This window comes from Acidovorax sp. 93 (genome assembly GCF_003633835.1).
Classification (GTDB): Bacteria; Pseudomonadota; Gammaproteobacteria; order Burkholderiales; family Burkholderiaceae_C; genus Acidovorax; species Acidovorax facilis.
This window is the reverse complement of sequence record NZ_RBIT01000001.1, coordinates 110,475-132,353: the sequence shown is the minus strand read 5'-3', so window position 1 is coordinate 132,353 and position 21,879 is coordinate 110,475. Positions and strand designations below refer to the sequence as shown.

The following is a 21,879-nucleotide window of genomic DNA, read 5'->3' as shown; positions in this document are numbered from 1 at the left end:
TCCACCTAGATGTCAAGCACCGCAAAATTTGCTTCTGCGGCATGTCGCAACTTCCGCTATGGGCCTGAAGGCGACGCTGAACGTCGCATCCTTTCGCGATCAGGGGTGTGAAGTAATCTTCTGCTCGGAAATCGCCTATCTGGTGTCCTGCCCAAACAGTTCGTAAGCTATTGGGTTGCCTCCGCGCCTAAGGAAAACTCATGTCAACAGACAAAGACGACGATCAGCCCGACCTTCCATTGTTTGAGGATGAGCAAGCCCTTCTAGATGCGCTGAGCGAATCTACGATTCGGGAAATCGATTCTGCACTCTTGACAAATTGCGCTCATAGCTGGCGCAAGGTCGCGAGAGTTGTTGGAACGACAATGATGACTCAGCCCTTTAAGGAGATGCGTCTGCCGGACGTTTGCTATGCCACCCGGGTAGTCGCTCTGGTCAACCAGCGCAAGCTCGAGTCAGCTGGAAACTTGAACTACATGCGTTACAGCGAGATCCGCCTTCCTCAAGACTCGGAATCGGCCATGCGTAGCTCAGCGAAATAATTAGTGACGCCAGTTGGTTCGCAAAGCCGACGCCAACAGAGAATTGCTGCGGGTTAAGTGGCTTCGAGTCCTTGCAGCAAACGACCGCTCATGGCCGAAGGCAGAAGTCTAGCCTCGGAGTTCAGATTGGGCTCCTGGCGGGGCCGCGTGCTGCTACATGGATTGCTACTTCGTTTCAACGATACGTTTCGCGTTGTCCCGGAATAGCCCAAACAGTCCCAGTTTTCGCGCCGCACGGCGGTGGTGTTTACCTCAACTCCCTCAAGAAGGCACTGCGACTTCTCGCACTCCAGTCACTTCATTGCATAATTTCAAACGATAACCATTCGCATTATAATTCATCACTTTCTCGCCAGCCAACGTCCCTTGCCACGTGAGCCAGCGCCCCCAGCGTTTGTTGTCCGCTCACCTTCATCGGGACCCCCATGCCTTCTCAGCCCCTGCGCTCCGCGCACGCCGCGCGCTTGCCATCCGTCCGCGCGGCCCGCCTCTTCACCCTGACCCCGCTGGCCTTGTGCCTCGCCCAGGCCGCCATGGCGCAGCAGGGCAGCGCACCCACTGCAGACCCAGCAACGGCAGCGCCCCAGCTGCAAGAAGTCCGCATCAACGCCAGCACCGAAAAAGACATGGGTTTTGCGCCCGTGGAGGCACAGACCGCCAGCAAGGCGCCCATGCGGCGGTTGGAAACCCCACAGTCCGTCAGCGTGGTCACGCGCGAGCAAATGGAGTCGCGGCAGATCACCAACGTGCAGCAAGCGCTGCAGACGGTGGCGGGGGTCAGCCCGGTCAACTTTGGGCGCCGGGGGTTTGACGACCTGAACATCCGGGGATTTCGCTCCACCGAATCGATCCTGGTCGATGGCCTGGTGCAAAGCCCCGGCATGTGGGCCAAGCTGCAGCCCTACGGCTACGAGCGCTTCGAGGTGCTCAAGGGCTCGGCCTCAGTGTTGTACGGCCAGGTGCAGCCCGGCGGCATCGTCAACGCGGTGAGCAAGCGGCCCAAGAAGGAGGCGATCAACGAGGTGGGCGTGGAGGTGGGCAGTTTCGGCCAGCGCACGCTGCAGGCCGACATCAACAGGCCCCTGTCCGAATCGGGCAAGACGGCGCTGCGCATCAATGCGCATGTCTCCAACGTGGACGACCCCACACAGTTCGTTTACCGCAAGGACCGCTGGTTTGCGCCATCGCTATCCATCGACCTGGGCCCGCAGACCGACCTGGTGCTGTTTGCCACCTACAGCCAGAGCCAGTGGATGCGCCAGCAGGGCATCACGCCCTACGGCACGCTGCTGCCCAACCGCAACGGCACGCTGCCCGTCACGATGTTCACGGGCGACCCAAGTTTTGGCGGGTATGACGTAGAGAGCAAAACCGTGGGCTACACACTGGAGCACAAGATGTCGGAGGCCATGACCTTCCGCCAGAACGTGCGCTACGAGACCGAGAAGGGCACGGGCAACTTCGTCTCCAACCAGGCATTGCAGGCCAACCAGCGGCTGCAGAACCGCCAGGCCTCGCGCCAGTACATGGACTACGATCTGCTGGCCACCGACACCTCGCTGCTGTCACGCTTTGAAGCGCTGGGCGTGAAGCATCAGCTGGTGACGGGCCTCGATGCGCGCAGCGGCACCAGCCTGCTGGCCAGCCGCACCTGCCGCATCGGTGCGCTGGACCTGTTTGCACCCGTGTATGGCATGCAGGCCACCTGCCCCGAGGCGCTGACGCAGGATGCGCCCGCCAAGCTCACCGTGGCGGGCCTGTATGCGCAGGACCAGATCAAGTTTGGCCAGGGCTGGACGGCCCTGGTGGGCCTGCGCCGCGACTGGTCCACCACCGATACGAACAACCGCGTGGCCAACACGCAGACGCGCCAGAAGGACAACGCCACCACGCTGTCGGCCGGGCTGGTGTACGAGTTCAAGCCCGGCTGGGCCGCGTATGGCAGCTATGGCGAGTCGTTTCTGCCCCAGTCGGGCCTGACGTTTGGCGGATCGAACTTTGTGCCCGAAACCGGCAAGCAGTGGGAGGCGGGCGTGAAGTACGAAGCCCCCGGCGGCCAGGTCACCGGCGCGCTCGCCGTGTTTGACCTGGTGCGCGAGAACGTGACTACGGCCGACCCGGTGAACACGGGCTTCAGCGTGCAGACAGGCGAGCAGCGCGCACGCGGGCTGGAGCTGGAGCTGGGTGCAGACCTGAAGAACGGCTGGAAGATCACCAGCGCCTACACCTACACACAGACCAAGGTCACGCGTGACACCAACACTGCCATCGTGGGCAAGCCACTCAACCTCACGCCGCGCCACACGCTCACGGCCTGGGCCACGTACAAGCTGCCGCAGTACCAGCGCGTGACGCTGGGCCTGGGCGGGCGGTATGTGAGCGAGCAGATTGGCTCGTACCCGTTCACACTGCCTTCGTACTTTGTGGCCGATGCGTCCGTGAGCTACGTGGGCGAGAACTACCGCGTGACCGCGGGCGTGAAGAACGTGTTCAACAAGGCGTATTACGACGGCGCGATCAACGCCAACGTGGTCTCGCCCGCGTTGCCACGCAACTTCAGCCTGGGCGTGACCTACTTCTTCTGACGCACTGCTCCACCCCTGCCGCCCGCACGCCATGACCAGCCAGCGCACGCTCAACCGTCTGTTCACCCTGCACTCCTGGGCAGGCATCGTCACGGGGCTGCTGATGTTCATCGTGTGCTTTTCGGGCGCGGTGGTGGTGTTCAAGAACGAGATCGACCTCTGGGCCAACCCTTCACTGGCAAAGCTGCCACGCTCGGAAAAGCCGGCCTCGCTCGACGCGGTGCTCACGCAGCTGCAGACCCGCTACCCTGGCGCCACGGTGGAGACCATTGCGCTGCCGGATGCCGTCAACCCCAGCTACTTCGCGTTTGTGCGCGAGCGCGGCGCGCCTGCCAACACGCGCACCAAGGTGGCCATGCGCTCCGACACAGGCGCGGTGGTGGGCCCGGTGGACAGCCAGCTCGGCCAGTACCTGCGCATGCTGCATGTGTTTTTGTTCTTCGGGCCGCGCTGGATCGTGGGGTTCCTCGGCGCGGCGATGCTGGTGCTGATTGCCACGGGCATCGTCATCCACCGCAAGATCCTGGCCGAGCTGTTCACGCAGCGCTGGGGCCGCAGCTTCCGCGTGGTGATGTCGGACCTGCACAAGTCCGCAGGCATCTGGGGGCTGGGCTTTCACATCCTGATCGCGGCCACAGGCGCATGGATGGGGCTGGCGCCGCTGTTTGAGCAGGGCTACCAATACATCACCACCCCTGCAGCAATGACGGCCACCAAGCCTGCGCGCAAGGCCGAGGCCAGCGAGCCCGTGCCCATGCAGTCGCTGGACACTCTGTACGCCACCGCGCAGCAGGCCGTGCCGGGGCTGGAGGCGCGTTATGTGTCGCTGCGCCGCTGGGGCACAGGCACCGCCGAGGCGGGCTTCACCGGCAACCTGAGCGACCACCTGGCCAGCACCGCGCGGGTGGACATCCATGCCGCCACGGGCGTGCCGAAGAAGGTGCACGACCCGCGCACGGCGGGCTTCTGGTCGCTGGTCAATGGGCTGATGGAGCCCCTGCACTTTGGCGATTTTGGCGGTCTGGCGCTGAAATGGCTCTATTTCTTTCTGGGCATGACACCCGCGTTTTTGTCGATCTCGGGCACGCTGATCTGGCTGGATGCGCGCCAGCAGCGCAGGCGCGATGCAGAGGCTGCGCAGGGCGCCGCGGGCGGCATCGCGGCGGCAGGCTGACACCCACCAGCGTCTCTCTCACAGCGTCACAGCTTCGCCCACCATGCAACGTTTCTTTCTGGCACTGCACGCCACCACGCCCGCCGCGCTCATCGTGGCGGTGTTTGTGCACCTGTGGGGGCCTGCAGGTCTGCCCTCGCTGGCGCAGCGGCCCGTGTGGTCGGTGTGGGCGCTCATCGGCGTGTGGCTGCTGCTGTCGGCTGCAGCGGCGTGGGCGCTGCGCACGGTGGCGCTGTGGCGCGTCTCGCTGGGTGGAGCGGGCGCGCTGCTGGCCGTGGCCGGTGTGGCCGGGCTGGTGCTGGGCAGTGCCCAAGGACCCGCCATGTTCGTCAGCCTGGTCGCCATGGGGCTGGTCTTTGGGGGCATCGCGGTTTTCATCGGCCCCCAGCGGGTGCAGGCGCACCGGCGCAGGGCGTCGCGGTCTGCGGCCGTGGCCCGACCGGGCTCTGCAGTGCACACAACCACCGCCCCCCCGCGCTGGCACCCACGCGGCTGGGCCCGCTGGGTGGGGTCAGCCCACTGGCCCTTCTGGCTGACCGGTGTGCTAGCGGTGGAATCCTTCCGCCTGGCCCACATCGTGGCGACCGAACCCGCACGTTCGTCGGGCATGCTGGGCCTGCTGCTCGCCTTCTTCGTGGCCCTGCCCGCTGCCACCTTGCGCCACTGGACGCCCCGCACCGCCGTGCTGCTGTGGGCACTGGCCGCGTTGGCCTATGGCGGCCTGGCGGCCAAGGCGGGGATGGTGCAGTGGGCAGTGGCGTCGGCGCTGTGTGCCCTGGCTGTGGGGGCACCGCTGCGGTGGCGCGCAGGACAGGCGTGGTGGGCGCTGCGCTGGCGGCGGGCGGGCCACGGGGCGCCGCCAGCGCCCAACCCTGGGCCCGACCGCCACCCGCCGGAGGCCGCATGAACGAACTCATCGGCGCCAGCGCCGCGCTGGCCTCATTGATCGCACTGACCCGCTGGGCGCGCACCGTGCCCACCCGCGCCTGGGGCGACGGCACGCCCCCCGCCACTGCGGCATCCCGGCGCGCCTGGGCGGTGGTTCTGGCTACCCTGGTGCTGCAGGCCCTCGCGGCCACCGCTGCGGCGGGGCTGGCGGCGGGGCTGGCGCTGGTGGTGGCGGCCTGGATGGTGATGGGCTGGCTGCTGGTGCTGGCCATGAACCAATGGCCCGCGGGCAGCCTGCGCTGGGGACACCGCCTGGGCGCACTGGGCGGCACGGGCTGTTTGCTGGCGCTGGCCTGGCAGCTTCTTCGGGCGGGGGGCTTGGCGTCATGAAGCACCCCAGTTGTCCAGGAGCAGGGACGTTGGCAGATTGTTTTTGGATAAAAACAGGCCCTAGCGCTTTATCAGAAAGCGCTATAAGCTATATTTTCAATAGCAAAACTTGACAGGCAGCGTGCTGCAAGCCCCTGCCCGCTCCCACAGCGCCACGGCACAATCGCGCCCATGGACCTGCCGCTCGACGCCCCCTGGATTCACACACTGCGCTTCACGCTGGAAGTGGCCGCCACCATCGCGTTTGCCCTGTCGGGCGTGATCATGGCCGCGCGCAAGCGGCTCGATGCCGTGGGCGTGTGTGTCGTGGCCTTTGTGGCCGCGTTTGGCGGGGGCACGCTGCGCGACCTGCTGCTGGACCAGCGGCCTTTCTTCTGGATCCGCCACACCGAATTCGTATGGGGCATTCTGGCGCTGTGCATCGGCGCCATGCTGTTTATGCGCCAGCGCCACTTTCAGCCCACCGAGCGCGCCATGCTGCTGCCCGACGCCATTGGCCTGGGCCTGTTTGCCGCCGTGGGTGTGGACATTGCCACCGCCATCGGCATGCCGCCCATCATCAGCGTGATGATGGGCGTGACCACTGGCGTGTTTGGCGGCGTGCTGCGCGATGTGCTGTGCAACGAGGTGCCCCAGGCCTTCAGCGACCACCGCCCCTACGCGCTGTGCGCGTTTGCCGGTGGCTGGGCCGACGTGGCCTTGCGCCACCTGCAAGCGCCCGATTGGGCACCGCTGGTGGTCTGCGTGCTGCTCACGGCCGGGCTGCGCGGGCTGGCGCTGTGGCGCAACTGGGAGCTGCCTGCCTGGCGGGTGTGACCGGCCTGCGCATCGGCCTCGCCCCCTTCGGGCTGGCGCACCCGTGACAGCATGCTGAACCCAAGGCCCGCACACTGGGCCGGTTCGATACCAGGAGACACGCCCGATGACCACGCTTGCGCCCTCGCCCACCACCCTCGCCCCCACTGCACTCATCGACAGCGACGCCCCTGCCGTGCAGGCCTTTGCAGAGCAACACGCGCAGGGCGCCACCGACCGCGAGCGCGCCGTGGCCCTGTACCTGGCCGTGCGTGACGGCTTTCGCTACGACCCCTACCGCATCGACCTCTCGCCCCAGGGCATGGCAGCCAGCACGGTGCTGGCCAACGGCCACGGCTGGTGCGTGCCCAAGGCCGCGCTGCTCACCGCCGTGTGCCGCTCGGCGGGCATCCCGGCGCGCATGGGCTTTGCCGATGTGCGCAACCACCTCAGCACCGAGCGCATGCGAGAGACGATGAAGACCGACCTCTTCATCTGGCACGGCTACACCGACATCTGGCTGGATGGCGCCTGGCGCAAGGCCACGCCCGCGTTCAACATCGAGCTGTGCGAGCGCTTTGGGCTGCTGCCGCTGGAGTTCGATGGCGAGAACGATTCGATCTACCACCCGTTCGACAAATCCGGCGCGCGCCACATGGAGTATGTGCACCAGCGCGGCGCGTTTGACGACATGCCGCTGACGCAGATCGCGGCGGACTTTCGCACGGTGTACAGCGGCTGGCTGCCCGAGGACGGCGCCACCCACAGCAGCCTGGAGGGCGCCAGCTTTGCGCAGGATGTGGAGAAGGAGGCCCGCGCATGAGCAGCCACGCCGAGATCCCACCGGGCTTTGCGCCGCTGCAGTCCGGCGGCCCGTTCATCCAGCACAACGGCCCGCTCTACCTGCGCCACGAAGGCAGCGTGGTGCAGTTCGGCTTTCGCGTGGAGCGCCGCCATGTGAACCCCATGAACAACCTGCACGGCGGCATGATGGCCAGCTTTTGCGACATGCTGCTGCCGCTGTCGGTACACCGCAAAAGCGACCAGGTGGCCGACCGTTTCCTGCCCACCATCAGCCTGCAGATCGACTACCTGGCCCCTGCCTCGCTGGGCGCCTGGGTGCAGGGCGAGGCCGAGCCGCTGCGCGTCACGCGTTCGCTGGTGTTTGCTCAGGGACTGGTGACGGCCGATGGCGTGCCCTGTGCGCGGGTGAGCGGGGTGTTCAAGATCGGGCCTGCGGTGCCCAGCAACGCTGTGGAGTGAGCCCTGTAGGCCCGGCATGGCGGCGCGCAGCAGCACGTCCTTGTGCTGATTGCCCCCTTGTTGCACGACCATGCCGACAGCTCAGCACAATTTAATCATAGATGTTATTTTTTATCACATTAACGCGCATCTATGAATAATTTATACCATTCAGATCTTGCCCTCAGTCACCTGCAAATAATTCATAGATGTTCAAAAATTCCTTCTTGAACTAATATCTATGAATGCCATCTCAAAACACCAAGCCCGCTGACTACCCCCAGGCGGTCCTCCAGCAGATCGCGTTGCTCGCGCAGAACATCGTGATTGCACGCAAGCGCCGCAAGGAAACACAAGCCCAGTGGGCCCAGCGGCTGGGCGTGTCCCAGCCGACCATGGCGCGCATCGAGCGCGGCGACCCGTCGGTGTCGATGGCGTCGTATGTGATGTGCATGTGGCTCATCAACCAGGCCCAGGGGCTGGCCGACCTGATTGCACCGCAGCACGACCTCACATCGCTGGAGCTTGAGGTAGCCAAAGCCCGCCCCCGGCGCGCTGCACAGAAGACGGCGCAGAAAGACGCAAAGACGCCAGCGGGCAACGCGAAGCCTGCCGCCTTGCCGTCCGCCTCCAAAACCAACGCACCTGCCCACTTGGGGACCGTGCACGTTGCCGAAGAGATGAAGGGCTCCTTCGAGGAAGCAAGCCCTGCCAAACCAACCATAGGGGCCGCGCAGAAGGTCGCTGGACTGGGCCCCGAAGAACAGATCCGGCAAGCCATTCGAGTTACAGGACTCGGTGCGCCAAAGCGCCAGCCCAACAGCACCGCCGCAGGCCTGGCCGCACTGATCGCGGGCCAGAAGAAAGCGCGGCCATGAGCCTGCAGCCCAACGCGCCGCAGGTCACTCCGCGCTCCTACGTGCCGCAAGACACGCTCTACGTCTGGACGCTGGTCAACCCCGCCCAGCCGGTGCTGACTGGGTCGGTGGGCTTGTCGCAGCTGGTGCCCAACTGCGCCACCTTCACCTATGCCGCAGACTGGTGGCAATTTGCGCTGAGCGAAGACCTGCCCCTGCTGGCTGGCCAGATGTTCAGCGCAGGCCACAAGGACAGCGCGCCCGGCGCCATTGACGATGCGCGCCCCGACCGTTGGGGCGAGCGCATCATCCGCCACATCGACCGCCCTGCGCGCCTGTCGATTCTGGAGATGCTGCTGTTCGCTGGTGACGACCGTTTTGGCGCCTTGGGTATCTCCACCTCAGCCGAACAGTACATCCCCCGGCGCATCGGGCCGTACCCGCAATTGCGTGATCTGGAGGCCATGGTGCGGGCGGTGGAAGAGGTGCAGTCTCAAGCCCCGGTCACACCAGAAATTCAGCGGCTGGTGCAGCCCGGCGTGACGCTGGGCGGCGCCCGGCCCAAGGCATTGCTGCAAACCGACAGCGGGCCCTGCGTCATCAAGTTCAGCGAGCTGGATGACACGGTGGACACGCCCCTCATCGAACACGCCACCATGACGCTGGCGGCCCTGGCAGGCATCCATGTTGCCAGCACGGGCGTGCTGCCCATCCCATCGCGGTTGGGCCGGGGGCCGCAGCGCCATGCGCTGACCATTGAGCGGTTTGACCGGGTGCAGATGGGTGCCCTGAGCCTGCGCGTGCATTGCATATCTGCCAAGACGGCACTGGCTGCGGCGGGCCTGGCCGATAGCTATGGCGCACTGGCCACCGTGCTGCTGCGCCAGGCGCACCCAGACAGGCAAAAGGCACAGCGCGAAGAACTGTTTCGGCGCATGGTGTTCAACATCCTCATTGACAACACCGACGACCACGAACGCAACCACTGCCTGCGCCTGGGCTTTGATGGCTACTACGACCTGGCCCCGGCGTTCGACGTGGTGCCCACGCTGCAGAACATGGGCTACCAGGCGATGGTGGTGGGCCGGCACGGCGCGCAATCCACGCTGGACAACGCGCTGACCGAGTTGAGCGAATTCGGCATCACCCGCGCCCGGGCCATCGGGTTGATTCAGGAGGTTGCTCACGCGATAGAGCAATGGCCACTGCATTTTGCGCAGCACGGCGTCTGCGCGGCCGACATGGAACAGCTCGCGGCGAGCATCGACCGCGATGCACTCAAGGACCAGCGCAAAGCATTCTGCTGAGCCTGCTGCCGTATAGCTCAGTCAGTGGCCATCTACGCCCAGCGTCCCCACTACGTACTCCACAAACCGCGCCAGCTTGGGCAGCTGCCTCCTGTCGGGCGCATAGACCAGCTGCACGGGCCGCGGCGCGGGCAGGCAGGGCTGCATCACGGGCACCAAGGCGCCGCTGGCCAGATCGTCAGCCAGTAGCACCTCGGGTTGCATGATCAGGCCCAGGCCGCGCAGCGCCGCCTGGCGCAGGCCGTCGCCCTGGTTGCAAGTCAGGCGGGCGTTCTCAGGCCAGAAGAACTCCTCGTCACCGTCGCGCAGCGTCCATTCCACGCGGCGCTGCCACACCGAGTGGCTCAGGCACTGGTGCCGGGCCAGGTCGGCCGCGCACTCGGGCGTGCCGTGGCGCTGCAGGTAGGCGGGTGCTGCGGCAATCACCATGCGATAGGGGCGCAGCGGGCGCGCCACCAGGCCCTCGTTCACCACCTGGCCAATGCGCACGGCCACGTCAAAGCCCTCGCCCGCCAGGTCCACCACGCTGTCGGTGAGCTGCAGGTCAACACGCACCTGGTCGTGGCGCTGTAGAAAGTCGGCCACCAGCGGCGCGATCACGTGGTTGCCCAGCGTGAAGGGCGCGCTCACTCGCAGCAGGCCCTGCGGCACGGCGCGGCTGCGCTCCACGGCGGACTCGGCCCAGCGCACCTGCTCCAGCACGCGTTTGCTGTCGTCGTAGAACGCGGCGCCCACCTCGGTCAGGCTGTTCTGGCGCGTGCTGCGCTGGAACAGGCGCGCGCCCAGGTGGGTCTCCAGCTGCTGGATGTGCTTGCCCACCATCACGGCGGAGATCTGCAGCTGGCGCGCGGCAGCGGCAAAGCTGCCGGCCTCCACCACGGCCACCATGACTTCCATATTGCGCAGCTTGTCCACGGCAACTCCCTCAATTCCTAATCAATGGTTAGCACAAGCATAACTTGCAGGTACTTTATGCTCCGATTGATTAGCAAAAGAATCGGGCTGTCAGTTCCTCATCAACCCTTTTTGACACCCAAGGAAAACACCATGTCCAAGATCCTTCTCATCGGCGCCAGCGGCACCATCGGCCAGGCCGTGCTGGCCAACCTGGGCGCACGCCACGACGTGATCACCGTGGGCCGCACCAGCGGCACGCACCGTGCGGACTTTTCGCAGCCAGGTGCGGTCGCAAAGCTTTTCGAGGCGGTGGGCAAAGTCGATGCCATCGTCAGCAGCGCAGGCAACCTGCACTTTGGCCCGCTGGCCGAGATGACAGCCGAGCAATTCAACCTGGGCCTGCAAGACAAACTGCTGGGCCAGGTGCAACTGGCGCTGGTCGGTCAGAAGTATTTGAACGATGGCGGCTCCATCACGCTGACGGCGGGCATCCTCTCGATCGAGCCCATCCGCAACGGCGCCAATGCCACGGCGGTGAACGCGGCCATCGAGGGCTTTGTGGCCGCTGCCGCCATTGAGCTGCCGCGCGGCCTGCGCATCAACGCCGTGAGCCCCTCCATCCTGACCGAATCCGTGGGCGTGTACGGGCCGTTCTTCCCGGGGTTCGACACGGTTTCTGCCGAGCGCGCCGCGCGCGGCTACCAGCGCAGCGTGGAAGGGGCGCAGACGGGGCGGGTGTACCGGGTTCAGTGAGCCACACCACCTGGATTTGAAAGAAAAATAGCTGCTGCCGCCCGTCGAACAGGCGGCAGCAGCTATCAATTTGGTAGCTGCAGTGATCGAAGGTGCAGATCAGTCGAGACTTGCGCCCGACTCCTTCACCACCTTGCCCCACTTCACCGACTCGGCCTGGATGAAGGCGGCGAACTGCGCGGGCGTTTCGCTCATGGCTTCCGCGCCCTGGTCATTGATCTTCTTCTTCACATCAGCCTGGTTCAGCACCTTGACCAACGCGGTGTTCAGCTTGGCCAGCACTGGCGCGGGCGTGCCTGCGGGGGCAAACATGCCGAACCACGACGTGGCTTCGTAACCCGCCACACCCGCTTCGGCGATGGTGGGCACGTTGGGCAGCTCGGGTGAGCGCTTGGCGGTGGTCACGGCAATGGGCACCAGTTTGCCGCTACGAACATGCTGGATGGCCGAGGGCATGTTGTCGAACATGATGCCGATCTGGTTGCCCAGCAGGTCGGTGACGGCGGGCGCGCTGCCCTTGTAGGGCACGTGCACCATGTCCACCTTGGCCAGGCTCTTGAACAGCTCGCCCGACAGATGGATGGAGCTGCCGTTGCCCGACGAGCCAAAGTTGAGCTTGCCGGGGTTGGCCTTGGCGTAGGCAATCAGCTCGGGCACGGTCTTGAACGGCTGGGCGGGGTTGGCCACCAGCAGGTTGGGCACATTGGCCACGCGCGTCAGCGGGGCAAAGTCCTTCACCGGGTCGAACGGCATCTTCTTGTACAGCGCGGCATTGATGGCGTGCGTGCCCACCGTGCCCATGAACAGCGTGTAGCCGTCGGCCTGCGCCTTGGCCGCCATGGCGCCTCCGATGTTGCCGCCCGCGCCCGCGCGGTTGTCCACGATGACAGACTGGCCTAGTTCGCTGGTCAGCGCCTGGCCGATGATGCGGGCAAGGATGTCGGTGGTGCCGCCTGCTGCGAACGGCACGATGATGGTGACGGGCTTGGTGGGGAAGGCTTGCGCCAGCGCGGCGGGGCTGGCGATGAGGCCTGCGCCCAGCATGGCGGCAGAGGCGATGGCGCCGAGGGTAAAGCGGCGGCGTGCACGGGTGTTGATCGGGTTCATAAGGCTTGTCTCCTTCAGGATGGTGGTAAAAAAATCGCGAGGGCGTGCCAGAAGGTGGCCGTGCCATGGCCTCAACCGGGCGCTGGCGCCTGGGCGAGAACATCGGTGGCTGCCCCGGGTCAGGGGGCGGTGAAAGTCTTCAAATCAGGTGTTCATACAGGCGCCACTCCCAGCGTGGTGCCTCCGCACACATACAGAATCTGGCCGGTTACAAAGCCGTTGTCAGGTGAGAGGAAAAACAGCGCTGCGCGCGCCACGTCGTCGGGCGTGCCCATGCGGCCCACGGCAATGCTGTTCAGGATGCGCTGCGTCTGCGGCGCACCCTCAGGGTTGCTCTGTCGGAAGAGTTCAGTCGCAATCGGGCCGGGGCCGATGGCGTTGACGGTGATGCCGTCACGCCCCAGCTCCATGGCGAGCGTGCGTGTCATGCCGATCATTCCAGCTTTGGTGGCGGAGTACACGATGCGCTCGCCCTTGCCCAGCGCTGCGCGCGACGACATGTTGACGATGCGGCCCTGCCCGCTGGCGCGCAGCGTGGGCAGGAACGCTTGCACCAGCAGCATGGGCGCGCGCAGGTGCAGGCCCACCACGTCGTCGAGCTGCGCGGTGGTGGCAGTGTCGATGGTGCCGGGGCGCGTGGCGCCCGCGTTGTTCACCAGCGCCGTCACGTTGTGCTTGGCCGAGATCTCGGCCGCGCGTTCGCGGGTCGAGGCTTCATTGGTCAGGTCTCCCTGGTAGGAGGTGAGTTGCGGGTGGCTCCAGCTGGGCAGCACGTAGTCCAGATTGACCACGGCGTGGCCCTGGGACAACACGGCTTCGGCAATCGCGCGGCCGATGCCATTGCTGGCACCCGTGATGACGGTGACCGGTGTCGGGTTGCGCTCGATCACGGTCACACGCGCTCCAGGATGATGGCAATGCCTTGCCCCACGCCGATGCACATGGTGCACAGCGCGTACTGGCCGGCGTGTTCGTGCAGGCGGTTGATGGCAGTGGTGACCAGGCGCGCGCCGCTGGCGCCCAGCGGGTGGCCCAGCGCAATGGCGCCGCCCCAGGCGTTCACTCGGGCGTCGTCGTCCTTGATGCCCAGGGCACGCAGCACGGCCAGGCCTTGCGCGGCAAAGGCTTCGTTCAGTTCGATCACGTCCATGTGGTCGATGGTCAGGCCCGTCTGCGCCAGCACCTTCAGCGTGGCGGGCGTGGGGCCAAAGCCCATGATGCGCGGCGCCACACCGGCCACGGCCATGCCCACCACGCGGGCGCGGGGCTTGAGGCCATATTTGGCGGCGTTGGCCTCGTCGGCCAGCAGCAGCGCGCAGGCGCCGTCGTTCACGCCGCTGGCGTTGCCCGCAGTCACCGTGCCATCGGGCCGCACCACACCCTTGAGCTTGGCCAGCGCTTCCAGACTGGTCTCGCGGGGGTGTTCGTCCTGGCTCACGATGATGGCGTCGCCCTTCTTTTGCGGGATGTGCACGGGCACGATCTCGCGCGCCAGGTGCCCAGCCTTGATGGCGGCCACGGCGTTGAGCTGGCTGCGCAGCGCCATCTGGTCCTGGGCTTCGCGCTCGATCTTGAAGTCGGTGGCCACGTTCTCGGCGGTTTCGGGCATGGAGTCGACGCCGTACTTTTCCTTCATCAGCTTGTTGATGAAGCGCCAGCCGATGGTGGTGTCGTACACCGCGTTGCTGCGGCTGAAGGCCGACTCTGCTTTGGGCATGACGAAGGGCGCACGGCTCATGCTCTCCACGCCGCCTGCAATCATCAGGCCCGCCTCGCCCGCCTTGATGGCGCGCGCTGCGGTGCCCACGGCGTCCAGGCCCGAGCCGCACAGGCGGTTGATGGTGGCCCCGGGCACGTCGATCGGCAAGCCCGCCAGCAGGCTGCTCATGTGGGCCACGTTGCGGTTGTCTTCACCGGCCTGGTTGGCGCAGCCATAGAGCACGTCGGTGACGGCGGCCCAGTCCACGCCGGGGTTGCGCTCCATCAGCGCCTTGATGGGGATGGCGCCCAGGTCGTCGGTGCGCACGCTGGAGAGCGCGCCGCCGTAGCGCCCGAAGGGGGTGCGGATGGCGTCGCAGATGAAGGCTTGGCGTTGAGCTTGGCTCATGGTTTTGTCTCCTCGTTTCTGGGGGTTGGATTCGGTCAGGCGGCGGGGCGGATGGGCAGGCCCACCAGTTGCTCCAGCTCGGCGTGCGACAGGCCGGGCACGGTGTCGATGAGCTGCAGCTCGGCGGGCGTGCAGGCCAGTGTGCACAGATCGGTGTAGATGCGCTTCACGCAGGCGACACCGGTGAGCGGGTAGGTGCACTGCGCCACGATCTTGCTCGCGCCCTGCTTGGTCAGCAGGTCCATCATCACCCAGGTCTGCTTGGCGCCGATGGCCAGGTCCATGGCCCCGCCCACGGCGGGGATGGCGCCGGGCTCGCCCGTGCTCCAGTTGGCCAGGTCGCCCGTGGCGCTGACCTGGAAGGCGCCCAGCACACAGATGTCGAGGTGCCCGCCGCGCATCATCGCGAAGCTGTCGGCGTGGTGAAAGTACGCGCCGCCGGGCAGCAGCGTGACGGGCTGCTTGCCCGCGTTGATCAGGTCATAGTCCTCCAGCCCCGCAGCGGGCGCCGGGCCCATGCCCAGAATGCCGTTTTCGCTTTGCAGGATGACCTCGCGGCCTGCCGGGATGTGATTGGCCACCAGGGTCGGCTGACCGATGCCCAGGTTGACGTAGGCGCCGTCGTGGATGTCTTGCGCCACGCGCTTCGCCAGTTCTTCTTTACTACGCTTTTGATAGCTGCTCACGCTTTATCCTTGTGCGGTAGGTGCCGATTTCATGCCGATTTCTTGAAACCACCCGCCTGCGTGGCCGTGCGGTCGATCTTGACCACATGGCTCACGTAGATGCCAGGGGTGACGATGGCCTCGGGGTCGAGCGCGCCCAGCTCCACCACCTCGTGCACGGTGGCAATCGTGGTCTTGGCGGCCGTGGCCATCACGGGGCCAAAGTTGCGCGCCGACATGCGGTAGGTAAGGTTGCCCCAGCGGTCGCCCTTCTCGGCCTTGATCAGGGCCACATCGCCGTGGATGGGGTATTCGAGCACGTAGTGTTTGCCATTGATCTCACGCGTTTCCTTGCCTGCAGCCAATTCGGTGCCATAGGCCGTGGGGCAGAAAAAGGCGCCGATGCCCGCACCCGCAGCGCGCAGGCGCTCGGCCAGGTTGCCCTGGGGCACCAGTTCCAGTTCCAGCTTGCCGCTGCGGTACAGGTCGTCGAACACGTAGCTGTCGACCTGGCGCGGAAAGCTGCAGATGATCTTGCGCACCTGGCCCGCCTTGAGCAGCGCGGCCAGGCCCTGGTCGGCATTGCCGGCGTTGTTGTTGACCACCGTGAGGTCGCGCGCGCCCTGGGCGATCAGGCCGTCGATCAGCTCACCGGGAATGCCGGCCGTGCCGAACCCGCCTATCAACACCGTGGCACCATCCTTCACCCCCGCAAGGGCCTGGGCCACCGAGTCCGCCAATTTGTTGATCATTGCAACGCTTTCTTGGTTTCTCTGTTGTCTCTTTGAAATTTGTTCGTCTGTAGAACAAATGTTCGCTTAAAGAATTATAGTTGGCATACGTATGAATTCACAAACCCCTGAAGCCAAAGACCCCAAACCGAGCGACAGCTATGTGCAGTCGTTCGCGCGCGGGCTGGAGGTGATCCGCTCGTTCAGCGCGGCCACGCCGCAGCAAACCCTGAGTGAAGTCGCCGCGCAGACAGGCCTCACGCGCGCAGGCGCGCGCCGCATCCTGCTCACGCTGCAGACGCTGGGCTATGTGGAGACGGACGGCAAGCTGTTTCGCCTCAGCCCGCGCATTCTCGATTTGGGATTTGCCTACCTCTCATCGCTGCCCATCTGGAACCTGGCCGAGCCGGTGATGGAGGACCTGGTGGAAGAGGTGCGCGAGTCGTCATCGGCCGCCGTGCTCGACGGCCTGGACATCGTCTATGTGCTGCGCGTGCCCACCCACAAGATCATGCGCACCACACTGGGCGTGGGCTCGCGCCTGCCCGCGTGCTGGACGTCCATGGGCCGCATGCTGCTGGCCGGGTTGCCGGACGACGAACTGCAGACCCGGCTGCAGGGCCACCCGATGCAGCGTTTTACCGAACACACCACCACCGATGTGGATGCACTGCTGGCCCACATCCGCCAGGCGCGGCAGCAGGGCTGGTGCCTGGTGAACCAGGAACTGGAAGAGGGTTTGATATCGATTGCTGCGCCGCTGACCAACCGCACGGGGCAGACGGTGGCGGCGCTCAACATCAGCGGTCAGGCCAATCGCACGAGTGCGGCAATGATGCAGGAGAGCCTGCTGTCCGCACTGCTGAGTGCGGCCCGGACCATTTCGCGCATGATGGGCGCACCGCGGGGGTGATGAAGGGGAAGGCACACCGAGAAAAGCCGGTGATCACCCCCGCAACGAGCAGCCCGTGCTAAAGCACCGACTCCCGTCTTAGTTGGAGAGGGCAAGAACCGGAGTCGTAACCCCAGTCGCTCGCCATGACAGGTGAAATCAGTTCTTGCGAAACCCCAGCACCAGCACCACGCCGCCCAGCACCATCGCACCCAGGCTCATCCACTGGGGGATATTGACGGATTCTTTTTCCTTCACGGTGAGTTCCAGCGGGCCCAGCTTGGCTTGGGTGGTGTCCTTGGTAAAGCTGAAGCCGCCGGTCAAAAACCCGGCCAGCCCCGCCACCAACAACAGCACACCAACGATTCGCATTGCATTCATGACACTTCTCCCGATGCCGGGTTTGGAGGACTGCGACAAAGTGGACCCGGCTCCCGGCCTTTGCGCCAGCCCAATGTAGGTGCGCCAGCGCAGGGCCATCGTAGGACGCCGCCCCGGCGCGATGTAGCAGGCGGGCGCGATCCGAACCGCCTTCCCCTGTGCGCTCCGGGCTCTTGCCCTGCGTGCTACCCTCACGCCCCATGTTCAGCCCCTCCCAAGCCGATGTGCGCCGCTTTCTGTGCGGTGTGCACGCCAAGACCCAGAGCGGCGCCCCCATGGAAGCCATCGAGACGCTGGCCAGCCTGTGGATCGCCGAGCACCCCGAGTACCACGCCGACCTGTCCGACGCCGATGCGGCCGTGGCCCGCAACTACGACGAAACACCGGGACAGACCAATCCCTTCCTGCACCTCTCGATGCACCTGTCCATCAGCGAGCAGTGCAGCATCGACCAGCCGCGCGGCATCCGCCAGGCGGTGGAACTGCTGACAGCACGGCTCGACTCCTTGCACGACGCGCACCATGCCGCCATGGACTGCCTGGGCGAGATGCTGTGGGAGAGCCAGCGCGCAGGCCGTCCGCCCGATGGCGACGCCTACATCGCCTGCGTGCAGCGGCGCGCCACACGGGACTGACCACCCACGCTACATCCGCTGGCCGGTCACAACAACTTGAACGCCAGCACCGCCACCATGGTAGGTGGCAAGGCACCCAGCAGCAGCCCCAAGGGGTGGATGGCGTTGTCAGCGAACTTCTCTTTCAGGATCGCCGCGCCTGCAGGGTTGGGTGCATTGGCAATCACAGTCAGCCCCCCACCCGTTACTGCACCCGCCACCAAGGCGACCTTGAACTCGTCACTCAGGCCTTCGACCAACGAGCCCAGGTAGGTCAGCGCAGCGTTGTCCGTAAAAGCCGTGAGCGCCGCCGCCCCAAAGAACACGGCATTGGCGTCCATCTTCATGAGCACCGGCTGCAGCCACCACTGCTGCAAACCACCCAGCACCACCAGCCCGGCCAGGAAGAAAGCCACCAGCAAGGCCTCCCGCAGGATCAGCGGGTTTTGGTGGCGCTGGTAGGCCGTGGTGAACCCCATGAAAAACAGGAACAGGCCCATGAAGACTGCTGGGTGGTGCGCAAACAGCACGACAAGCCCCAGAAATACCAGATGCACCAGCATCACGGACACAGGCACGGGCGCCTCGTGCGTCGTGATCTTGCGTCCCATGTGCCCCACCTGTTGGCGAAACAGCAGCGTGGCGATACCGGCGTTGACCACCACTGCGACGGCCGCCTTCCAGCCAAAGTTGGACACCATGAACCACAGGTCCCAGTTCCACTGCGCCGCCACCATGAGCACCGGCGGCGCAGCGAACGGCGTGAGGGTGCCGCCGATCGAGATGTTGACGAACAGCACGCCAATGGTCGAATACTTGAGCTTGTTCGACAAAGGCTGCGAAAACAGGATGTCACGCAGCATCAGTGCCGCCAGCGTCATCGCAGCAGGCTCGGTGATGAAGGAGCCCAGCAGCGGAACGGCCGACAACACCACAAAGTACATCGCCACACCGCGCTGAAAAGGCATGCACCTTGCCAACACCCGCACCGCGGAGCCAGCCATCTGAAGAATCGGCCGTGTAGCCGCAATCACCATGATCGCGAACACAAACAGCGGTTCGGTGAAATTGCGCGAGTCCAGGTAGGCCGTGGCCTCCTGCTTGCCGCTGATGGAGAACATGAACAGCATGAGCACCAGCGCCCAGAAGCCGAATACCACCTCGACCTCGCCCAGCAAATGCCAGATGCCCGCATGCTTGGGCTGCGTATGCGCCAGGCGTTCGAAATACTTGGTGGAGAAGGTGTGGAGGATGGCCAGGCCGAACAGGACGGCACCGATCACCTGGATCAGGGTGGGAGAGGAGTTCATGGGTCGCAGAAAAACCGCGTGGCGGCCCGACCAGCGCATGAACCTGCCAGGCCACCATGGCGCCGACACCCAGCTTCCATTTTACCGTTGCACAACGGCGGCTCCGTGTAGGCGCAGCGCGCTTGGAACGCCGCTCACGGCATACACACAACCATGCACCGCACTCGGGAGTCGCGCTTTCCAGACAATGCGGGCACCGTACCCGGAGGCACCATGCACAGTCACCCATCCGCACAACCCTTGACTTCACCACCCCCTGCGCCGATCCCTGGTCCCGTGGCCTGGCTGGGCTATGGTGGCCTGCTGCCGTTTGTGGCACTGGCGGCTGGGGGCCTGTGGGCACCCAGCACGCCCTGGTGGAGCGCGGCGCTACTGGCCTATGGCGCGGTGATTCTGAGCTTTGTGGGAGCGCTGCACTGGGGCTTCGCCATGGCGCTGAGCGGCCTCAGCACCGCCGAGCGCACACGCTGCTTTGTGTGGAGTGTGGTGCCATCGCTGATGGTCTGGCCTGCGACGCTGTTACCCCCAGCGGGAGGGGCAGCGCTGCTGGTGACAGGCTTTGTGGCGCACCTGGTGCAAGACCATTGGCTGGCCGCACGCACATCGCTGCCGGCGTGGTACCTGCCGCTGCGCTGGCGCCTGACAACCACGGCCTGCGTGTGCCTGGCCGTTGGCGCCATGGCCGCCAGCCGCTGACGATTCGATAGCCCAGCAAAAAGCCCGCCGAAGCGGGCTTTTTATCAACGGTGGTGTCGCTTAACGGAAACGTGACTGAGGCACCGTGTGCAGATCACCTTCGAGGCCGCTGATGTAGTTGGACAGCGCCTTCAGCTCAGCGTTGGTGAATTGCTTGGCCACACCGCCCATGATGGCGTTACCACGGCCCACATTGGCGTTCTTCTCGACCTTGTAGGACTTGAGGGCCACGAAGAGGTAGTCGGCATGCTGGCCGGCGATCTTGGGGTACGAGGGATCAATGGGCTTGGCGAAGTTGTCGCCGTGGCAGGACACGCAGGCGCCCTTCTTCAACAGCTCGGCCACCTGCACACTGGGTTCGCGGCCGGGCTTGGCGGGCAGCTCGGCCCCCGTCTTGCCGTGCTGTTCGTAGTAGGCCGACACGTCTGCGATGTCCTTCTCGGACAACGACTCGGCGATGCCGCGCATGGTGGGGTGCTTGCGCTCGCCCTTCTGGTAGGCGACCAGGGCTGCCGCAATGTACTTGGCGCTTTGGCCCGAGATCATGGGCACCTTGTGGATCTCAGGAAAGCTGGCCTGGTAGCCAACAATGCCGTGGCAGCCAATGCACATGGCAATCTTTTGCTTGCCGGCTTCCACGTCGCCTTTGGCTTCCTGGGCATGGGACAAGGCGGTCACGGAAGCGACAGCCAGGGCAAATAGCGTGGTCAGCGTTTTGTTCATTTTGCGCGCACAATCTCGTGGAAGTTCAGCTCTGGGCTCTGATCAGCCGTCGATTATAGCCAGCGCCCTGTCAAGCCCATTCATCAACGATCCGGTGTTTTCCCCCATGAAATTCCAAGGCTCCCAGAACTACGTCGCCACCCAGGACCTGATGCTCGCCGTCAATGCCGCCATCACGCTGCAACGGCCGCTGCTGATCAAGGGCGAGCCCGGCACGGGCAAGACGATGCTGGCCGAGGAAGTGGCCCAAGCGCTGGACATGCCGCTGTTGCAGTGGCACATCAAGTCCACCACCAAGGCCCAGCAGGGCCTGTATGAATATGACGCCGTGAGTCGCTTGCGGGACAGCCAGCTCAACGACGGCGACAGCGCAGAGCGCGTGAAGAACATCCGCAACTACATCATCCAGGGCGTGCTGTGGCAAGCCTTCACGGCCGACCGGCCCGTGGCACTGCTGATCGACGAGATCGACAAGGCCGACATTGAATTCCCGAACGACCTGCTGCGCGAAATCGACCGCATGGAGTTCTACTGCTACGAAACGCGCGAACTCATCAAGGCCAAGCACCGCCCGCTGGTGTTCATCACGTCGAACAACGAAAAGGAGCTGCCCGACGCCTTCCTGCGCCGCTGCTTCTTCCACTTCATCAAGTTCCCCGAGGCCGACACCATGCGGCAGATCATCAACGTGCACTTCCCCACGCTCAAGAGCGAGCTGCTCAGCGTGGCGATGAAGACGTTCTATGACGTGCGCAACCTGCCGGGCCTCAAGAAGAAGCCATCGACCAGCGAACTGATCGACTGGCTCAAGCTGCTGGTGGCTGAAGACATTCCGCTCACCGCCTTGCAAAGCGCCGACAACAAGGTGGCGGTACCCCCGCTGGTGGGGGCGCTGCTCAAGAATGAACAGGACGTGAGCCTGTTCGAAAAGCTGGTGTTCATGAATCAGCGCAACCGCTGACTCCCCGGCAATGTCCCAACACCCTACCCCTTCGCTGGCAGACGGCATTGCCGACGCCATTGGTTTTGTTGGCGGCGCACTCGCCGGTTTCTGGCTGGGTCAGTGGCTGGGCATGGACATCTTTGCGCCAGGCTACGGCACCCCGGCCCTGGTGGGCATTGCCCTGGTGGGACTGGGCGGCGGCCTGGGCCTGCACGCTGCGCGGCGCTGGCAGACCAGTCGGCGCAACAAGCCCTCCAAGGATTGACGAAGAGAAAAGACC

At 65.1% G+C, this 21,879-nt stretch carries 25 protein-coding genes; 16 read left to right on the top strand and 9 right to left on the bottom strand.

Features of this window, described 5'->3' with window-relative positions; translation table 11 throughout:
- The first annotated feature begins 200 nt into the window (after positions 1-200).
- The 10 genes from C8C93_RS00585 to C8C93_RS00540 all read left to right on the top strand — a co-directional run bounded on the left by C8C93_RS00585 (position 201) and on the right by C8C93_RS00540 (position 9,780).
- Entirely contained in the window at positions 201-542 is a 342-nt protein-coding gene (locus C8C93_RS00585) for a DUF3658 domain-containing protein (RefSeq protein WP_121505561.1), read from the top strand.
- A gap of 425 nt (positions 543-967) precedes the next feature.
- Positions 968-3,127 (top strand): TonB-dependent siderophore receptor, encoded by a 2,160-nt coding sequence (locus C8C93_RS00580; protein ID WP_121505560.1) that lies wholly within the window; start codon positions 968-970, stop codon positions 3,125-3,127.
- Positions 3,128-3,158: 31 nt separating this feature from the next.
- Positions 3,159-4,301, top strand: a complete 1,143-nt coding sequence (locus tag C8C93_RS00575) for a PepSY domain-containing protein (protein WP_121505559.1) — start codon at positions 3,159-3,161, stop codon at positions 4,299-4,301.
- Positions 4,302-4,344: 43 nt separating this feature from the next.
- Positions 4,345-5,208 (top strand): hypothetical protein, encoded by an 864-nt coding sequence (locus C8C93_RS00570; RefSeq protein ID WP_121505558.1) that lies wholly within the window; start codon positions 4,345-4,347, stop codon positions 5,206-5,208.
- Positions 5,205-5,579 (top strand): hypothetical protein, encoded by a 375-nt coding sequence (locus C8C93_RS00565; protein WP_121505557.1) that lies wholly within the window; start codon positions 5,205-5,207, stop codon positions 5,577-5,579. The genes C8C93_RS00570 and C8C93_RS00565 overlap by 4 nt, the downstream gene beginning before the upstream one ends.
- 171 nt (positions 5,580-5,750) lie before the next feature.
- Complete coding sequence (locus C8C93_RS00560; protein WP_121505556.1) at positions 5,751-6,395, top strand: trimeric intracellular cation channel family protein; 645 nt, start codon at positions 5,751-5,753, stop codon at positions 6,393-6,395.
- A 106-nt stretch (positions 6,396-6,501) separates the two neighbouring features.
- Positions 6,502-7,197 carry a transglutaminase family protein gene (locus tag C8C93_RS00555; RefSeq protein ID WP_121505555.1) on the top strand — a complete coding sequence of 232 codons (696 nt, stop codon included), beginning with the start codon at positions 6,502-6,504 and terminating at the stop codon, positions 7,195-7,197.
- Complete coding sequence (locus tag C8C93_RS00550) at positions 7,194-7,637, top strand: PaaI family thioesterase (RefSeq protein ID WP_121505554.1); 444 nt, start codon at positions 7,194-7,196, stop codon at positions 7,635-7,637. The genes C8C93_RS00555 and C8C93_RS00550 overlap by 4 nt, the downstream gene beginning before the upstream one ends.
- Before the next feature lie 224 nt (positions 7,638-7,861).
- Positions 7,862-8,494, top strand: a complete 633-nt coding sequence (locus C8C93_RS25300; protein ID WP_233559219.1) for a helix-turn-helix transcriptional regulator — start codon at positions 7,862-7,864, stop codon at positions 8,492-8,494.
- Complete coding sequence (locus tag C8C93_RS00540) at positions 8,491-9,780, top strand: type II toxin-antitoxin system HipA family toxin (RefSeq protein WP_121505553.1); 1,290 nt, start codon at positions 8,491-8,493, stop codon at positions 9,778-9,780. Before C8C93_RS25300 ends, C8C93_RS00540 begins: the two co-directional genes overlap by 4 nt.
- A gap of 21 nt (positions 9,781-9,801) precedes the next feature.
- Here C8C93_RS00540 and C8C93_RS00535 read toward each other — a convergent pair whose 3' ends face one another.
- Complete coding sequence (locus tag C8C93_RS00535; RefSeq protein WP_121505552.1) at positions 9,802-10,695, bottom strand: LysR family transcriptional regulator; 894 nt, start codon at positions 10,693-10,695, stop codon at positions 9,802-9,804.
- Positions 10,696-10,827: 132 nt separating this feature from the next.
- Here C8C93_RS00535 and C8C93_RS00530 point away from each other — a divergent pair, with 132 nt between their 5' ends.
- On the top strand, positions 10,828-11,430 hold the full coding sequence (locus C8C93_RS00530) for a short chain dehydrogenase (RefSeq protein WP_121508605.1): 603 nt from the start codon (positions 10,828-10,830) through the stop codon (positions 11,428-11,430).
- Between the two features lie 99 nt (positions 11,431-11,529).
- On the opposite strand, the gene C8C93_RS00525 is transcribed toward C8C93_RS00530, so the two are convergent.
- The 5 genes from C8C93_RS00525 to C8C93_RS00505 form a co-directional block, all read right to left on the bottom strand.
- Complete coding sequence (locus C8C93_RS00525; protein WP_121505551.1) at positions 11,530-12,537, bottom strand: tripartite tricarboxylate transporter substrate binding protein; 1,008 nt, start codon at positions 12,535-12,537, stop codon at positions 11,530-11,532.
- A 152-nt stretch (positions 12,538-12,689) separates the two neighbouring features.
- Positions 12,690-13,433 (bottom strand): SDR family NAD(P)-dependent oxidoreductase, encoded by a 744-nt coding sequence (locus tag C8C93_RS00520; protein ID WP_121505550.1) that lies wholly within the window; start codon positions 13,431-13,433, stop codon positions 12,690-12,692.
- The gene (pcaF, locus tag C8C93_RS00515; protein WP_121505549.1) at positions 13,430-14,644 is read right to left on the bottom strand and encodes a 3-oxoadipyl-CoA thiolase; all 1,215 of its coding nucleotides are present in this window, start codon (positions 14,642-14,644) and stop codon (positions 13,430-13,432) included. The genes C8C93_RS00520 and pcaF overlap by 4 nt, the downstream gene beginning before the upstream one ends.
- 35 nt (positions 14,645-14,679) lie before the next feature.
- Positions 14,680-15,330: a 3-oxoacid CoA-transferase subunit B gene (locus C8C93_RS00510; protein WP_121505548.1), complete on the bottom strand. Its 651-nt coding sequence runs from the start codon at positions 15,328-15,330 to the stop codon at positions 14,680-14,682.
- A gap of 29 nt (positions 15,331-15,359) precedes the next feature.
- Positions 15,360-16,061 carry a 3-oxoacid CoA-transferase subunit A gene (locus tag C8C93_RS00505; protein ID WP_121505547.1) on the bottom strand — a complete coding sequence of 234 codons (702 nt, stop codon included), beginning with the start codon at positions 16,059-16,061 and terminating at the stop codon, positions 15,360-15,362.
- A gap of 91 nt (positions 16,062-16,152) precedes the next feature.
- Here C8C93_RS00505 and C8C93_RS00500 point away from each other — a divergent pair, with 91 nt between their 5' ends.
- Positions 16,153-16,953 carry an IclR family transcriptional regulator C-terminal domain-containing protein gene (locus tag C8C93_RS00500; RefSeq protein WP_121505546.1) on the top strand — a complete coding sequence of 267 codons (801 nt, stop codon included), beginning with the start codon at positions 16,153-16,155 and terminating at the stop codon, positions 16,951-16,953.
- A 138-nt stretch (positions 16,954-17,091) separates the two neighbouring features.
- Here C8C93_RS00500 and C8C93_RS00495 read toward each other — a convergent pair whose 3' ends face one another.
- Positions 17,092-17,313 carry a hypothetical protein gene (locus C8C93_RS00495; RefSeq protein WP_199726963.1) on the bottom strand — a complete coding sequence of 74 codons (222 nt, stop codon included), beginning with the start codon at positions 17,311-17,313 and terminating at the stop codon, positions 17,092-17,094.
- 200 nt (positions 17,314-17,513) lie between these two features.
- Between C8C93_RS00495 and C8C93_RS00490 the strand changes: the two genes are divergently transcribed.
- The gene (locus tag C8C93_RS00490; protein ID WP_010459392.1) at positions 17,514-17,948 is read left to right on the top strand and encodes a DUF1841 family protein; all 435 of its coding nucleotides are present in this window, start codon (positions 17,514-17,516) and stop codon (positions 17,946-17,948) included.
- A gap of 26 nt (positions 17,949-17,974) precedes the next feature.
- On the opposite strand, the gene C8C93_RS00485 is transcribed toward C8C93_RS00490, so the two are convergent.
- Entirely contained in the window at positions 17,975-19,237 is a 1,263-nt protein-coding gene (locus tag C8C93_RS00485; protein ID WP_199726962.1) for a putative Na+/H+ antiporter, read from the bottom strand.
- A 240-nt stretch (positions 19,238-19,477) separates the two neighbouring features.
- Between C8C93_RS00485 and C8C93_RS00480 the strand changes: the two genes are divergently transcribed.
- Positions 19,478-19,933 carry a DUF3429 domain-containing protein gene (locus C8C93_RS00480; protein WP_233559218.1) on the top strand — a complete coding sequence of 152 codons (456 nt, stop codon included), beginning with the start codon at positions 19,478-19,480 and terminating at the stop codon, positions 19,931-19,933.
- A 60-nt stretch (positions 19,934-19,993) separates the two neighbouring features.
- Here C8C93_RS00480 and C8C93_RS00475 read toward each other — a convergent pair whose 3' ends face one another.
- Positions 19,994-20,656, bottom strand: coding sequence for a cytochrome c (locus tag C8C93_RS00475; protein ID WP_055401586.1), 663 nt, complete (start codon positions 20,654-20,656; stop codon positions 19,994-19,996).
- Positions 20,657-20,762: 106 nt separating this feature from the next.
- Between C8C93_RS00475 and C8C93_RS00470 the strand changes: the two genes are divergently transcribed.
- Complete coding sequence (locus tag C8C93_RS00470) at positions 20,763-21,617, top strand: MoxR family ATPase (RefSeq protein ID WP_055401588.1); 855 nt, start codon at positions 20,763-20,765, stop codon at positions 21,615-21,617.
- Between the two features lie 10 nt (positions 21,618-21,627).
- Positions 21,628-21,864 (top strand): hypothetical protein, encoded by a 237-nt coding sequence (locus C8C93_RS00465; protein WP_055401590.1) that lies wholly within the window; start codon positions 21,628-21,630, stop codon positions 21,862-21,864.
- The last annotated feature ends 15 nt before the right edge of the window (positions 21,865-21,879 follow it).